The organism is Caloramator sp. mosi_1, from assembly GCF_028622835.1.
Classification (GTDB): Bacteria; Bacillota; Clostridia; order Clostridiales; family Caloramatoraceae; genus Thermobrachium.
Genome location: NZ_CP117677.1, coordinates 86,372 through 100,836 on the forward strand (window position 1 = coordinate 86,372; position 14,465 = coordinate 100,836).

The 14,465-nt window shown below is 31.2% G+C and carries 18 protein-coding genes and 3 pseudogenes; 4 read left to right on the top strand and 17 right to left on the bottom strand.

Annotation, left to right across the window (positions count from 1 at the left end; genetic code table 11):
* Nucleotides 1–157: 157 nt before the first annotated feature.
* From PL321_RS00615 to PL321_RS00640, 6 genes and pseudogenes are all read right to left on the bottom strand, one after another.
* A pseudogene (locus PL321_RS00615) lies at nucleotides 158–1,492 on the bottom strand (IS1380 family transposase).
* A gap of 195 nt (nucleotides 1,493–1,687) precedes the next feature.
* Entirely contained in the window at nucleotides 1,688–2,461 is a 774-nt protein-coding gene (gene hflC, locus PL321_RS00620) for a protease modulator HflC (protein WP_273963115.1), read from the bottom strand.
* On the bottom strand, nucleotides 2,431–2,628 hold the full coding sequence (locus tag PL321_RS00625) for a hypothetical protein (RefSeq protein WP_273963116.1): 198 nt from the start codon (nucleotides 2,626–2,628) through the stop codon (nucleotides 2,431–2,433). The genes hflC and PL321_RS00625 overlap by 31 nt, the downstream gene beginning before the upstream one ends.
* Nucleotides 2,629–2,630: 2 nt before the next feature.
* Nucleotides 2,631–3,587, bottom strand: a complete 957-nt coding sequence (gene hflK / locus PL321_RS00630; protein WP_273963117.1) for an FtsH protease activity modulator HflK — start codon at nucleotides 3,585–3,587, stop codon at nucleotides 2,631–2,633.
* 165 nt (nucleotides 3,588–3,752) lie between these two features.
* A pseudogene (locus PL321_RS00635) lies at nucleotides 3,753–4,071 on the bottom strand (putative heavy metal-binding protein).
* Nucleotides 4,072–4,266: 195 nt separating this feature from the next.
* Nucleotides 4,267–4,410, bottom strand: coding sequence for a hypothetical protein (locus PL321_RS00640; protein WP_273963118.1), 144 nt, complete (start codon nucleotides 4,408–4,410; stop codon nucleotides 4,267–4,269).
* A 186-nt stretch (nucleotides 4,411–4,596) separates the two neighbouring features.
* Between PL321_RS00640 and PL321_RS00645 the strand changes: the two genes are divergently transcribed.
* The 4 genes from PL321_RS00645 (at nucleotide 4,597) to PL321_RS00655 (ending at nucleotide 7,255) form a co-directional block, all read left to right on the top strand.
* Entirely contained in the window at nucleotides 4,597–4,863 is a 267-nt protein-coding gene (locus PL321_RS00645) for a hypothetical protein (RefSeq protein ID WP_337961019.1), read from the top strand.
* A 564-nt stretch (nucleotides 4,864–5,427) separates the two neighbouring features.
* Entirely contained in the window at nucleotides 5,428–5,682 is a 255-nt protein-coding gene (locus PL321_RS00650) for a hypothetical protein (RefSeq protein WP_273963120.1), read from the top strand.
* Between the two features lie 20 nt (nucleotides 5,683–5,702).
* Entirely contained in the window at nucleotides 5,703–5,927 is a 225-nt protein-coding gene (locus PL321_RS20640; RefSeq protein WP_443110710.1) for a cache domain-containing protein, read from the top strand.
* Nucleotides 5,927–7,255: a methyl-accepting chemotaxis protein gene (locus PL321_RS00655; RefSeq protein ID WP_273963121.1), complete on the top strand. Its 1,329-nt coding sequence runs from the start codon at nucleotides 5,927–5,929 to the stop codon at nucleotides 7,253–7,255. The genes PL321_RS20640 and PL321_RS00655 overlap by 1 nt, the downstream gene beginning before the upstream one ends.
* Before the next feature lie 33 nt (nucleotides 7,256–7,288).
* Here the strand turns inward: PL321_RS00655 and PL321_RS00660 are convergent, their stop codons facing one another.
* The 11 genes and pseudogenes from PL321_RS00660 to PL321_RS20645 all read right to left on the bottom strand — a co-directional run bounded on the left by PL321_RS00660 (nucleotide 7,289) and on the right by PL321_RS20645 (nucleotide 14,340).
* The gene (locus PL321_RS00660; protein WP_273963122.1) at nucleotides 7,289–8,644 is read right to left on the bottom strand and encodes a glucose-6-phosphate isomerase; all 1,356 of its coding nucleotides are present in this window, start codon (nucleotides 8,642–8,644) and stop codon (nucleotides 7,289–7,291) included.
* Nucleotides 8,645–8,693: 49 nt separating this feature from the next.
* A complete protein-coding gene (locus tag PL321_RS00665; RefSeq protein ID WP_273963123.1) occupies nucleotides 8,694–9,326 on the bottom strand; it encodes a flavodoxin family protein in 633 nt (210 codons plus the stop codon).
* A gap of 125 nt (nucleotides 9,327–9,451) precedes the next feature.
* Nucleotides 9,452–10,249 (bottom strand): annotated as a pseudogene (locus PL321_RS00670) (pyruvate, water dikinase regulatory protein).
* 104 nt (nucleotides 10,250–10,353) lie between these two features.
* Nucleotides 10,354–10,911, bottom strand: coding sequence for a carbohydrate ABC transporter permease (locus PL321_RS00675; protein ID WP_273963124.1), 558 nt, complete (start codon nucleotides 10,909–10,911; stop codon nucleotides 10,354–10,356).
* Nucleotides 10,884–11,168: a hypothetical protein gene (locus tag PL321_RS00680; protein ID WP_273963125.1), complete on the bottom strand. Its 285-nt coding sequence runs from the start codon at nucleotides 11,166–11,168 to the stop codon at nucleotides 10,884–10,886. Before PL321_RS00680 ends, PL321_RS00675 begins: the two co-directional genes overlap by 28 nt.
* 12 nt (nucleotides 11,169–11,180) lie before the next feature.
* Entirely contained in the window at nucleotides 11,181–11,819 is a 639-nt protein-coding gene (locus tag PL321_RS00685) for a carbohydrate ABC transporter permease (RefSeq protein WP_337961020.1), read from the bottom strand.
* A gap of 32 nt (nucleotides 11,820–11,851) precedes the next feature.
* On the bottom strand, nucleotides 11,852–12,097 hold the full coding sequence (locus PL321_RS00690; protein ID WP_273963126.1) for a hypothetical protein: 246 nt from the start codon (nucleotides 12,095–12,097) through the stop codon (nucleotides 11,852–11,854).
* 46 nt (nucleotides 12,098–12,143) lie between these two features.
* A complete protein-coding gene (locus tag PL321_RS00695) occupies nucleotides 12,144–13,163 on the bottom strand; it encodes an ABC transporter substrate-binding protein (protein WP_337961021.1) in 1,020 nt (339 codons plus the stop codon).
* Nucleotides 13,139–13,369, bottom strand: coding sequence for a hypothetical protein (locus PL321_RS00700; protein WP_273963127.1), 231 nt, complete (start codon nucleotides 13,367–13,369; stop codon nucleotides 13,139–13,141). Before PL321_RS00700 ends, PL321_RS00695 begins: the two co-directional genes overlap by 25 nt.
* Nucleotides 13,370–13,414: 45 nt before the next feature.
* On the bottom strand, nucleotides 13,415–14,173 hold the full coding sequence (locus tag PL321_RS00705; RefSeq protein ID WP_273963128.1) for a LacI family DNA-binding transcriptional regulator: 759 nt from the start codon (nucleotides 14,171–14,173) through the stop codon (nucleotides 13,415–13,417).
* The gene (locus PL321_RS20645; RefSeq protein WP_443110711.1) at nucleotides 14,173–14,340 is read right to left on the bottom strand and encodes a hypothetical protein; all 168 of its coding nucleotides are present in this window, start codon (nucleotides 14,338–14,340) and stop codon (nucleotides 14,173–14,175) included. Before PL321_RS20645 ends, PL321_RS00705 begins: the two co-directional genes overlap by 1 nt.
* Between the last annotated feature and the right edge of the window lie 125 nt (nucleotides 14,341–14,465).

The following is a 14,465-nucleotide window of genomic DNA, read 5'->3' on the forward strand; positions in this document are numbered from 1 at the left end:
GTAAATTTTAAAAAGTTTCTACTTGCCATTTTTGTTTTCTTTATGAATAAATTTACATTTATTATGATATTTTATACCGTTAGGTCTTTTTGAGTATACTTAATAAACCCAAATAACATTTGGATTTTTAAGGGAATTTATTGTTTTTATTTTACTATTAAGTATAAACTGTTATCATTTTTCTACTAAAAATATGTATTTGTTTTTGAATATGAGTAATGATTTTTTCTAATAAGCAATTATTTGAAAAACTTAAATATCTATAATATTTGCTGCCGCAAACATTACCACAAACTCTATAAAATATTCTTCTTAATGTACTAATTTCATGATGTTGTACTTCCTTAGGCATGATTGCTTGTTTAAACCAGTTATGAATGTTATATGCTATCATTTTTATTAAAAGGTACAATTCATTGCATTTATGATTTACTAAACTATTTTCGCTAAAGGCATAGCCTTCTTTTATTTCATCTATATTATTTTCAACATCACATCGTTGATTATAATCTTGAAATATTTCTTCAGGTGTTAAATAATTTATATTTGTTACTATTGCTTGATATTTATATTTACATTCTTCGAACATTAACTGATTCATATTTTTGGAATAATTTTTTCTCTTATAATCACAAATCTTCTTGCTCTTTGCCATTTAGGCAATGGAACTGTAATTTCTGTAACAGATAAAGTAGAACTTATATCGTGCCATATATAATCCTTTGGATTATTATTTATAAAATCTATTATCATTTTAACAGTAGAATACATTTTACATTTAACAACATATTCTATTCCATTATCTTCAAAATATAAAAAGTTTTCTTCATCAAAAACCTCTATCAAGTCTAACTCTTTTAAGAATATATCTTGAAGGAAGCTGGTTTACACAACTCTTAAAGAAATCTAAAAATTTATAATTACTATGGTGTCTACCATTTTCAAGAGTAATGTTAAGTAATTCATCAGTTCCTGAAATAAACCCAACTTTTTCTTTAAATGATGGTCTTCCATTGTACCTTGGATTATATCCTATTCCTGATTTTTCTTGATTACCAAAGATAGTTATAACAGTATCATCAATATTAATACAAACCTCGCGTACATCTTCAGTTGAAGACTTTAAGTCAAGTATTTTTTTATTTATAGTTCTTAATTCTTCTAAAGTTTCTGTTGGTAAAGCTTTTAAGAGATCTCTACATACTTTTTCACTGGGTAATTTATCTACACCTTTAAACTTTTTATATCCTTCATCATTTCTTAATGTTTCAATGTGCATAAATCTTGAGAAACCAAGAATATTTGCATCAATCATGTATTCTATAATTTCTGCAGTATTAAAAGTAGAATTAGCGGCCTTCTTATAGGTTACGCCTTTTTCTAAAATAGTTGGTAATCCTATTATTTGTTTAAAGGATTCCACATAAGAAAAAGTTGCTACAGAAGTAACTTTGGTATCATTAAATTTTGCTTTCATGTTCAAAAATCTAATTTTCTTCTTTAAATTTTTTGATTTTGTTGTAAACTATCCATAGAAATCACCCTTTTGTGTTTTAGTTTTGCAATTATATTTTAACACTTAAAAGGGATGATTTCTTTTAATTTTTTGAACAAAAATCCTTTAATTCCAATGTCTTTCGGCATTACTTGCCGAATACAAGTATTATTTATCCATCTTTTAAACACCTTAATATTTAGAATTAAAAATATACTTCGCAAACTCACTATCCTCTGGAATTACAAGCTTTATCTTTTCATTCATAATCTTTTTATATGCCTGCATACTCCTGTAGAATTTATAAAACTCAGGGTCTCTATTGAAGGCTTCGTTATATATCCTTGTAGCCTCTGCATCTCCCTCACCCTTTAATTTTTGAGCCTTTTCATAGGCTTCTGCCTCAATGATAGTTGCCTCCTTTTGTGCATTAGAGGTTATTTTTAGATATTCCTCCTCACCTTCGCTTCTATATTTTTTAGCCATCTGTTCTCGTTCTGTCTTCATTCTATTATATATATTTTCTCTATTTTCAGCTGGAAGCATTATATTTTTAATCCTGAAATCAAATACCTCAATACCACTTGTTCCAAGTTCTCTGTTTGCACCTAATATAACATCATTTAATATCTTTTGATTTATATCTTTATTACCAACCAAATCATCAGCATCAAAGAGGGATACCCTTTCTCTAATCTTAGAATACAAAATATCATCTATTCTTATATGGGCATTTCTTATGTTTCCCATAGTAATTTTAAAAAGTGCTGGATTTGTGATTCTCCATTGAGCATAGTTATCTAATATAAGCTTTTTCTTATCTCCTGTTATTACATCACAGGGGCTTGTATCATAGGTTAATAGCCTGCTATCATAGCTTGTTATAGAATCAATAAAGGGTATTTTAAAGGCCAATCCTTTATTAGTTAATATACTTACTTTTCGAAATCTATTATCATCAACCAACTGTTTTTTACCTCTTCATAATTCTCTATGTTTACATACACCTTCTTAATTTCTCCAAATCTACTCACTACAACCTGTTCTTGTTCCTTTATGACAAATGTTGAACTTAAAAATAATATTAAAAACAAAAATATTAGAATGTATATGCTGTATTTTTTCTTAAACATACCTACTCACCTGCCTTTTTGTCAGTACTTACTATATTTCTCTCTAAAGGTATGTACTTTAAAGTGTTTCCTGACTTATCAACTATATAAATATCCATCTTAGGAAGAACTTCCTCCATTGTCTCTAAATACATTCTTGCCCTTGTTACTTCTTTACCCTGTACATATTTTTCATATATACTTAAAAAGCTTGCAACATCTCCCTTTGCTTCTGATATACGTTTTTGTTTGTAGCCTTCAGCTTCATTTATCATCTGCTGAGCCTTTCCTCTTGCCTTCGGTATTATTTCATTTGCAACTGTCTTTGCTTGATTTATTCTACTTTCCTTATCCTCTCTTGCATTTATTACTTCCTTAAAGGCAGCATCTACAGCCTTAGGCGGAACAACATCTTGAAGCTGCACAGCCTTTATTTGTATACCTATTTTATATGTATCACACAGCTTTTGAAGCTCAGTTTTCATTTCTTCCTGTATCTGCTCCTTCTTTGTCAGCATAACATCATCAATATTGTAGCTTGCTATAACCCTTCTTCTTACTGATTCTGCCATAAGCTTTAATGTTCCTATTTGATCATCAACCTTAAAAAGATAAAGTTCAGGATTACTAATTCTATATTGAAAAACTGTTTCTGCATTAATTAATGCTCCATCCTTAGTCAATAGCATCAATTCATCCTCTATTTCTTTGTACTGGTTTCCATTTTCAGTCCTAAAACCAAATTCAAGTCTTTTTATTTCGTTCACATTTACTATAACCTTCTTTTGAATAAATGGAATTTTAAAGTGAAGACCCGGTTTGTTAATTGTACTATGATATTTACCAAGTTGAATTATTACAGCCTCTTCTCCTGTTTTCAGTGTATATACATTTGAAAGAACTAAAATTAAAATGAACAATGATATAGCTACACTTGATGCAATCTTTAATATTTTCATTTTCACTTCTTGGTTTTTCATTTAAATCCCCCTTTCAATATTTAAAATAAAACTTACTAACCCCCTTTATTAATAGTACATTACAAACATATTATAAGTATAATTTTTTATACTCAATCTTAATATTCGACAAGTTTTATTCAATTCCTTCAAAAACTGTAAATTAAAAAGGTGACTTATTGCCACCTATTCAACTACAACAGCTGTACCTGATGCCGTAACCATAAGCATACTTCCTGACTGTCCTAATACCTCATAATCAATGTCTACGCCAACAACAGCATTTGCACCTAAAGCTTGTGCTCTTTGTTTCATCTCTTCAAGTGCTCTATCCCTTGCATATAGCAATTCCTCCTCATAGGTTGCTGAACGCCCTCCAAAAATCCGATAAACCTGCCATAAAATCCTTTACAAAGTTTACACCACTAATAACCTCTCCAAATACAATTCCTTTGTACTCAACTATTTTCTTTCCCTCTATTGAAGGAGTAGTTGTAATTATCATATATTTATCCCCCTTTTTACTATTTACAACCAGCACAGCTTGAACATCCAGATTTTACTGGTCTTAAAGAAGATACTATAAATCCCTCTTTAGGCTCTGTAACATAGTCTATCTTAATACCATCTGCGTATTTTAAAACATTTTCATCTGCAAAATAAGTGATATCTCCAACCTTTTCTGTAACATCTCCTTCCTTTATATCATCAAAGGCAAGACCAAACTTTGCACCGTGGCAGGCAATTGCCTCAACATATATTCTAAGTTGATTTTTTCATTATAGTTCTTTATTGCCTCCTTTATCTTATCCTCTGCTATTTTTGTAACTTGAACCTCCATCATAACACCTCTTTTATTCATAATTTTTAACTATTAATTTCTGTGCATACTCAGTATTTACAATAAGTTTGTATAATCTCATCTAAATCCCAATATTTCGTAACTTTACTCTTATATATTTTATTTTAAAAATAAAAATGTTATTATTAAATTATTATACCTTACTAAAAAATAATTACAATAAGGATGGTGCTAAATTTGAGACTTTGGGGAAAAATATATAAAAACAACAAATTAATTAAACACGAAGAAGCAGAACACAATACTGGAGCTGATTATCAAGAAAATCTTAAAATGTGTATAACTGAAATATGTCAAAAACTTGATATACAAAAGCCCTATTGGCTTCCAAAGAACCTTGAGGAATATAATAAATATTCTAAAACATCCTTTAAGCAGGATAATTTCATTGAAGAGATAGATTTTGATTATTTTGAAATAGTAGAGCTTGAATAAAATTGTGTTAAAAACTTTTTAATAGCTGTTAATAGTAGCCCCTTAAAGAATTTCTTTGGTATTCCTTAATTTTGCTAAGCTTATGTAATGGCCTAAAGAAATCTTAAGGGGTAATTTAACTTTTAAAACATCATATATTGATAAATAAAAATATTCCCTTAAATTTAAATTTTTAAATATTTTATCATTAAAACGTTTGCACATTAATCAAAATTTTAATATAATTAATATAGAAACATTACTTTTGTTTTTTAATACAGGGGAAATTTTATGAAACTACAAATTAAGCTAAAAAGCCTAAATTTAAACCTTTAAAGTTTAATACGGCTTTAAATTTTTGCGACTTAAACGTTTAAAACAGACTGATTCTAAAATTAAAATGCAACACAACTTCAGATTAAAGCTTATACTTATTTTATGTCTAATTTCAATCCTACCTATGTTAGTTGTAGGTACAATGCTAAATAAAAATCAATAGACATAACTAAAAATGACGCCTATAAAAATCTTGAAAATATACAGGCCTATACATCAAATAATTTATCAAAAACCATTAATCAGTATATGAATATTGCCTACATATTAACAACAGATAATGTTATAAAAAATTATACATATACAATACAAACTCAACCAAATGACGATATACAAAGTTATTTGAATAATACAATGACTTCATATTTAAATAATCTCAATGGATTAAATGCAGTTTTAATTACAAACAAAGAAGGAAGGGTTATTTCCTATCCAAATTCAACTACAGGAATAAAATCCTTAAAGGATGCTGATTTATCTAATTATGACTTTTTAAGAATGTAAAACATCAAACTAAACCAATTATCTCAAGTGCATTATCAGATAATAATTTTACTCAGCCTTCTGTTGTTATCTCTGCACCTATAAAGAGTATATATGGTGATTTTGCAGGTGCACTCATCTTTTCAATAGACCTGCAAAAACTATCAAATAGGTATATCGAAGAAGTTAAACTTGGAAAAAATGGCTACTTATTTGTTCTACAAAGGGATGGTACTACTATTGTACACCCTGATAAAAGGAAATAATGAATAAAAATATTTCATCTACTGAATACGGAAAAAGAATATTGAGTGATAAAAATGGTAAATTTGAATTTGAACAAAATGGTGTTAAATACATTGGATATTTTAGTACAAATGACTTTTTAGGATGGAAGTTCTCATCCATTATGCCCTATAGTGAACTTCTTACTATAAGTAATTCTATTAAAAATACAACAGTTTTAGTAATACTTCTTATTTTAATAGTTCTTCCTATAATCGTTTATTTTGCAACAAGACTTGTGACAAAACCTCTAAATGCAATAGCTGGAACAATGAAGCACGTTTCAGAAGGAGACCTAACTGTAAACATACCGATTCATAGAAATGATGAATTTGGATATATTGCTAAAAACATAAATTCTGTATTAGATACAATGCAAAGCTATATTTTAGAAATAAAGAAGACCTCCGAGCAAATATTTACTGTGTCAAACACATTAAATTCTTCATCAAATACAATGCTTATTGCCTCAGACGAAGTAGCCACCGCCATTGAAGATGTTTCAAAGGGTGCTCAGCAACAGGCTGCTGATTTATCTGATGTTGTAACTCAGCTTCAAGACTTTACAAGTGAATTGAATAACATAATTAAAAATCTATCCAATGTTAGCGATAAGACAAATGAAACTGAAGAAAAAGCAAGCAGAGGTAAAGAAAAAATATCAAACCTAATTGGATACTTTGAGGAAGTTCTAACTGCCTATAATCTTGTTATTTCAAGATTTAGTGAGCTTGCTGATAAAATTAAAAATATTTCAAACATAACAGATGCAATAAACAATATATCAGAACAAACCAATCTATTATCTTTAAATGCTGCAATAGAAGCTGCACGTGCTGGAGAAGTCGGACGTGGCTTTGCTGTTGTTGCAGAAGAAGTTAGAAAGCTTGCTGAAAAATCAAAGGAATCCTCCAATGAAATAAAGAAACTTGTTGATACAATTATAGGTGAGACTGGAAATGTTATTAATACTTCCAATAAGGTAGATGGATTAATAAGAGAACAAATAAATTTAGCACAGGATGCAGTAAATTCCTTTAATGAGATAATAGATTCAATAGAAATTATACCACCATATATAAACCAAACCTTCAATGCGGTAAATAAAGCTGTTCAATCAAAGGATGTAATTCTATCAAGAGTTGAATCTGTCACATCTATAGCTGAAGAGGTATCAGCTTCATCTGAACAAATTACTGCATCATCACAGGAAATGCAACAAATTATAAACAATGTTGCAGAATTGTCAAATGAACTTAATTCAATATCTGTAAGGTTAAATGAACAGATGAGCAAATTTAAAGCATAAAAAATCCAGTTTGGTTAACCCAAACTGGATTTTTTATCTATTGTTTAATCTTCTTTCAAGCTCTTCTTTTTGTGCTTCAAATCCTGGTTTTCCAAGAAGTGCAAACATATTCTTCTTATATGCTTCAACTCCTGGTTGATCAAATGGATTTACTCCAAGAACATATCCAGATACTCCACAAGCCTTTTCAAACATATAGACAAGCTTTCCAAAGTAATATGGTGTAACCTCTGGTATATTAATTACTATGTTTGGAACTCCTCCATCATAATGTGCAAGAAGTGTTCCTTCAAAGGCCTTCTTGTTAACAAAATCCATCGTCTTTCCAACAAGGAAGTTTAGTCCATCTATGTTATCCTTGTCTTCCTTTATTTCAACATCAGTTTTAACCTTTTCAATGTTAAGTACAGTTTCAAATATATTTCTTAAACCTTCTTGTATGTACTGTCCAAGTGAGTGTAAGTCTGTTGAGAAGTCAACTGAAGCTGGGAATATTCCTTTATTGTCCTTTCCTTCACTTTCTCCAAATAATTGTTTCCACCATTCTGCAAAGTAGTGCATACAAGGCTCATAATTTACCATTATTTCAGTAGTTTTGCCCTTTCTATAAAGTGCATTTCTTACTGCTGCATAAAGGTATGCTGGGTTTTCAAATACATTACGAACTGCACATTCATCCATTGCATCCCTTGCACCCTTCATCATTTCTCTTATATCAACCCCTGATACCGCAATTGGAAGAAGACCTACTGCTGTTAATACTGAGTATCTTCCACCAACATCATCTGGAATAACAAAAGTTTCATAACCTTCTGCATCAGCAAGTTTCTTCAGTGCTCCCCTTGCCTTATCAGTTGTTGCATATATTCTATCCTTAGCTCCTTCTTTTCCATACTTTTGTTCCATATATTCCTTAAATATTCTAAAAGCTATAGCAGGTTCTGTTGTAGTACCTGACTTTGAAATTACATTAACAGATATATCCTTTCCCTCTAATACTTCTAAAAGATCCTTTAGATATACTGGGCTTATATTGTTTCCAACAAAATAAATCTCTGGTGTTTTTCTCTTATCCTTTGGAAGTACATTGTAGAAGGTGTGATTTAGCATTTCAATAGCTGCCCTTGCTCCAAGATATGAACCACCAATTCCTATAACAACAAGTGCATCTGAATCTGACTTTATCTTTTCAGCAGCTTTTATAATTCTTTCAAATTCTTCTTTATCATAATCTTCAGGTAGTGTAACCCATCCTAAGAAATCATTTCCTGCTCCTGTTTTATTATGTAACTTATCGTGTGCATCTAATATTTGTGATTCAAGATATTTTATTTCGTGTTCACCTATAAAGCCTAAAACCCTTGAATAATCAACTGTTATTTTAGACATATTTCTACCTCCATTATTAAATTTTGACTTTTATTTTAATACATTTTTGTTAAATTTGCAACCACAACCTGCATAAACTTAATTGGGTAAAATGAAAAGAGTGGGAGTACCTTACGGTACTCCCCTCACACAACAATTTTTCTCCTACTCTATAGGCGTGGTCTAACACATTCTTGTTTATCTTATCTGCTTCAAGAGTAAGACCTGCTGCAATTATTTGAGATACTGTCTCTATTCCATAGGAATTAAAGAAGTTTATCAAATCATCAGCAACTCTTCTATAGGCACTCTCTACTTGATGTCCTTGGGTTAGAACTATAATAGCCTTTTTGCCCTTAGGTAGTGTTACTTCAAAGTGTTCCTTCATAAAGGCAAACATTCTATCCATAAAGTTTTTGCCTGTTCCTGTTATGTGTCCCATATATATAGGTGATGCAAAAATAATAAGGTCTGCTTCATTTAATTTTGCATAAAGAAGTTGCATATCATCCTTTTGTATACAACCATTTTCCTTTTTACAAGAATAACAAGCCTTACATCCGTTTATATTCATTGTTGATAATTTATATTTGTCAACTATTATGTCCTCTTTTCCCTTTAGCATACCATTTAATATAGTGTCTATTATTTTATCACAGTTACCACCAACCCTTGGACTACAAGAAATAGCAAGAACCTTCATTAAATCATCTCCTTATTGTTAAAATTCCAGCATATATATTATAACATAATTAATAGCATATTGCTATATTATTTTTCGCAATATGCTACATTATTCTACATATTTAAACTTTTATTCTGCATTTTTTATTCTTGCCAGCCAATATGCTCCATAATTATAGCAGCCGTATCCTCAATTGCTTTTTGGTAACATCAATTACCTTACATCTTAGTCTTCTCATAACCTTCTCTGCATATTCATATTCAAGCATAATTCTCTCAACAGTTGCATACTCAATTTGACTAAGGCTTCCACCTAATCGGTATATTCTGTTCTTTCTTATTTCTATAAGCTCCATAGGGTCAATTGTAAGGCCAATTATTTTATTCCTATCTATCTCAAATAATTCATTTGGAAGCTGAACCTCTGGAACTAACGGAACGTTTGCTGCCTTTATTCCTTTATTTGCAAGATACACACAAAGTGGTGTTTTTGAAGTTCTTGATAGACCAAGCAAAACAACATCTGCATTCTTTATTCCTCTGTCATCTTTACTATCATCGTAAGCTATTGCAAACTCCATAGCTTCAATCTTTCTAAAATAGTCATTATCAAGTTTTCTAACAGCCCCTGGCTTAAATATTGGCATTTTATTTATAATTCTTGCTGTTGTTGCAATACAGGGACCTAATATATTTACAATATGTATTCCCTCTCAACTGCTAAGCTGGTTAAAAAGTCCCTTATATCTGCCATAACAATGGTGGATATTATTAATGTTTCCTTTGTATCCTCGATTGATTCTATAAAGGATTTTACATCATCATAGGTTGTAAGATAGGGTACTCTTTTTATTTTTATATCGTGATCAAACTGACTTGCAGTTGCCCTCGCAACTTGGTCAGCTGTTTCCCTATTGAATCTGAAACTGCATAAATAATCATAGCCACACCCTCTTTTGTAGTATTTTATATTTATTTTACTACAATTTTAAGAAAAATAAAATAATTCTGAGTATAAAGTTTAAAAAAGTTACCCTTTAGGTAACTTATTCCTTCATTCCTGTTGTTGCAATTCCCTTTATAAAGTTCTTTTGGAATATTAAGAAAATAATTATAGAAGGAACTGAAAGAATCATAACTCCTGCAAGTACCTGATCCCAAAACTGAAAATACTGTCCATAGAAGGAATTAAGTCCAACAGGTAAAGTATACATTTTGTCACTTGTAGCAAGAAGACTTGGCCACAAGAAACTATTCCAGTTACCTGTAAACATCAGTATAAATTGTGTTGTTAGTGCAGGCCTTGCGAGTGGAAGAACTATTTTAAAGAATATCCCAAATCTACTAAGCCCATCAATCATTGTTGACTCTTCAAGAGATTTAGGTATTGATAAAAAGAACTGTCTCATCAAAAATATCCCAAACAAGCTTGTTAAAAATGGTATAGTAAGCCCCTTATAGGTATTAACCCACCCAAGTTTAGTTAATAATATAAAGGTTGGTACCATAACAACTTGACCTGGAACCATCATAAAAGCAAGTATCGCAAGAAATAGAGTCTTTTTACCTGGGAAATCTATTCTTGCAAGTGCATATCCTGCCATTGAATTAAAAGAAGATTTCCAAAGGTTACAACAAGAGCCACCCAAATGCTGTTTAACATCCATCTTTCAAAGGGGAATTTTTTCCACAAGAATATATAATTTTTAAAGCTAAGTTTAGATAAATCTATTGCTAAATTATTAATTTCACTTGTAGGTTTTAATGAAGTTATTACGCTCCATAAAAATGGTCCTATTGAAATTATCGCATATCCAATTACTAATAAATAAAATAGGACTCTTAAAATCCTTTTGCCCATTTTTTCACCACCCTATTGATATTGAGTCTCTTCTCCAAATAACTTCTTTTGCAAGAGTGTCAATACAAATATTATAGCAAATAATATAAAGGCTATTGCACAGGCATAACCCATCTTAAAATCTCTAAATCCTGTTCTATATAGATATAAAACAACCGTCATTGTAGCATTAAGTGGACCTCCATTACCACCTGATACAACATAGGCTTGGTCAAACACCTGGAAGGTACCAATCAATGAAACTACTAAATTAAAGAAAAAAGTAGGCCTTAAAAGTGGTAAGGTCACATACCAAAATTGCTGCCATTTGTTAGCACCATCTATCCAAGCAGCCTCATAAAGTGAATGTGGAATATCCTGAAGTCCTGCAAGGAATATTATCATATAAAGACCAACTGAAGACCAAATTGCCATCCCCATTATAGATGGTAGTGCAAGCCTAACATCACTAAACCAGTTATATGGCGGAATACCAAATATTTTTAAGAACTTGTTTAAAAGCCCATCTGTCTTAAAAATAAACATAAACATAACAGAAACTGCAACTGTTGATGTAACTGTAGGTATATAGTATGCTACTCTAAAGAAAGTCTTTCCCTTTATATCTGAATCAACAATTAAAGCTAAAATAAGTGCTATAACAAGCTGAATAGGAACTACTCCTAATGAATATAAAGTAGTATTTAATAGAGCCTTTTAAATATTGGATCTTTAAAGGCATTTATATAGTTATCAAATCCAACCCATTTTGCCTGCCATATTGTATTTTGGTCAAGAAAAGAATACTCTTTAAAGCTTAATATAAACGCAACTAATAATGGGCCTGCAAAGAAAACTAATGTACTTATAACAAATGGTAGCACAAAGAGCCAACCATCTATCTTTTCCCTTCTCTTAATCCTTGATAAGGTACCTCTTTTTGAGCTCATAAACTACCTCCTCTAAAAAGGAAGCACTCAAGGTGCTTCCTTAAAATTATTGTCCTACTTCCTTGGCAGCTTCATCTAATGCAGCCTTGCCATCATTTACTTTGTTAAATAATAGCTTTTCTCCAGCCTTATTTAAAGCATCCATAATCTTTGTTGTGTTAGCACCAAATTGGAATACTTGTGCACCCTTTGTTCCTTCAACAAGTGGTGTTCTTTCTGGATATTTTTCTGTATATAGTTGTTCCATTGACTTTCTTGATGGAATAGCAAGACCACTTTCTGCAACCATCTTTAGTGCTTCTTTTCCTGTTAAGAACTTAATTACCTCTGCAGCTTCCTTCTTGTGCTTTGAATTTACACTCATAGCATAAGCAACTGTAAAAGCAAGGTTTCCTTCCTTATCTCCCTTTGGAAGTTTTGTTATACCATATTTTACATCTGGACCTGCATCCTTCATAAATGGAATCATCCATCCACCTTCTATAACCATAGCAACCTTCTTATGAGCTAAAGCATCTCCATTCCATCCTTCTCCAAGGTCCTTTGGTTGCTTTGCATAGCCTTTCTTTATTAGTGAGAAATAGAAATCTAATCCCTTTGCCGCTTCTGCAGTATTGAAGGCAACAGCATCACCTTCATTTATCTTTCCACCAGCTTGAAGCATAAATGGTATAAATCTTGCTGCATCTGCACTTAAAGACATTCCATAAACTCCGTCCTTAGTTAACTTCTTTGCAGCTTCTTCAAGTTCTGCCCAAGTAGTTGGTTCCTTAACTCCTGCCTTTTCGAACATATCTTTGTTGTAAAAGATTGCAAGTGAGTTGAAGTCCTTTGGAAGACCATAAATCTGTCCATCCTTTTTAAAGCCTTCAATTAAGAATTCCTCAAAATCCTTTACATCTTCCATATCAAGATAGCTGTCAAGTGGTTCAACAACTCCCTTTGATATGTATGCTGGTGCTTGGAATACATCAAGGTAATAAACATCTGGTTCTGTCTTTGATGCAATTTTAGCTTGCATTGCTTGATTGTAGTCACCAGTTATAACTTGCTTTTCAATTTTGATGTTTGGATGAGTTTCTTCAAATTTTTAATTTGGTCATCTAAAAGCTGTGTTTCTGCAGGTGATGAACCCCAACAACCAAGAGTAATTGTAACCTTTTCTTGCTTTGGTTGTTCAGTAGTTTGTTCATCCTTCTTACCACAGCCTACAAATAATGAAGAAGCAATTAAAAGTGCAGTAGCTGTCGCTACAAAACGTTTGAATTTCATATATTTTCCCCCTCTATGTTTTTTATTTTTACTGCAGATGCAGTATTAAACTGATTGAACTGATTCCCTTTCTATAAGTTCTGGTTCTATAACTACTCTTCCTATACGTTGTCCTTGAATTAAATTAAATAATAAATTAGCCGCAGCCTCACCTATTTTAAAGGTATCCTGTTTAATTGTTGTAAGTTTAGGTGAAACACACTGGGAAAGATATATCCCATCAAATCCTATTATTGAAACTTCATCGGGTACTGTATATCCTAAATCATTTAGTCTATTTAGAGCACCTATCGCCATAATATCACTTGCACAGAAGATTGCTGTTAAATCCCTGTGTCTGTTTATTAGGTTTTCTACTGCTTCCTCTGCCCCTTTATCAGTAAAATCTGCATATTCTATTAATGTATTGTCAACATTTAAAGCATATCTATTATGGGCAAGATAGTAACCATCTAATCTTTCATAACTTACATAGGCATCTTTATGTCCATTTATGAAACCTATCTTTTTATGCCCTTTTCTGATTAAATACTCAACTGCTAAAAAGGCTCCCCTTGTATTATCTATACCTACACATCCAACATTTGAATTGTTTATGTTTATATCAAAAAGCACACAGGGACTTTCTATCTTTGATAGCTCTCTATAATATTCATCTGTCATCTTAAGTCCCATAATAAACATTCCATCAAGTTGTTTGTCTATAAATAATTTTGAAAGTTTTTCATTCTTTTGAACATCAGACGTAGTCGATAGAAGCACTGTTTCATAACCTAATTTTGTGGCAGTATTTTTAAAACTCATTAGTATCTCAAAAACAAGGGGTTTAGCATTCCAACCAAGTCATAATCTTCAACTAACATACCAAGTCTAAAATTCTTATTAGAGCTTAAGCTTCTTGCTATTAAATTTGGCTTATATCCCAGCTCATCTGCAACCTTTAATATTAATTCCCTTGTTTCTGGGTTTATATCGCTGTAGTTATTAAAAGCTCTTGAAACAGTGCTTACAGATACACCTGCTTTTTTGCAACATCTTTTATGGTAACAACTTTATTTTCCATACTTACACTCCTTTAAATTCTTTTATTTTATTT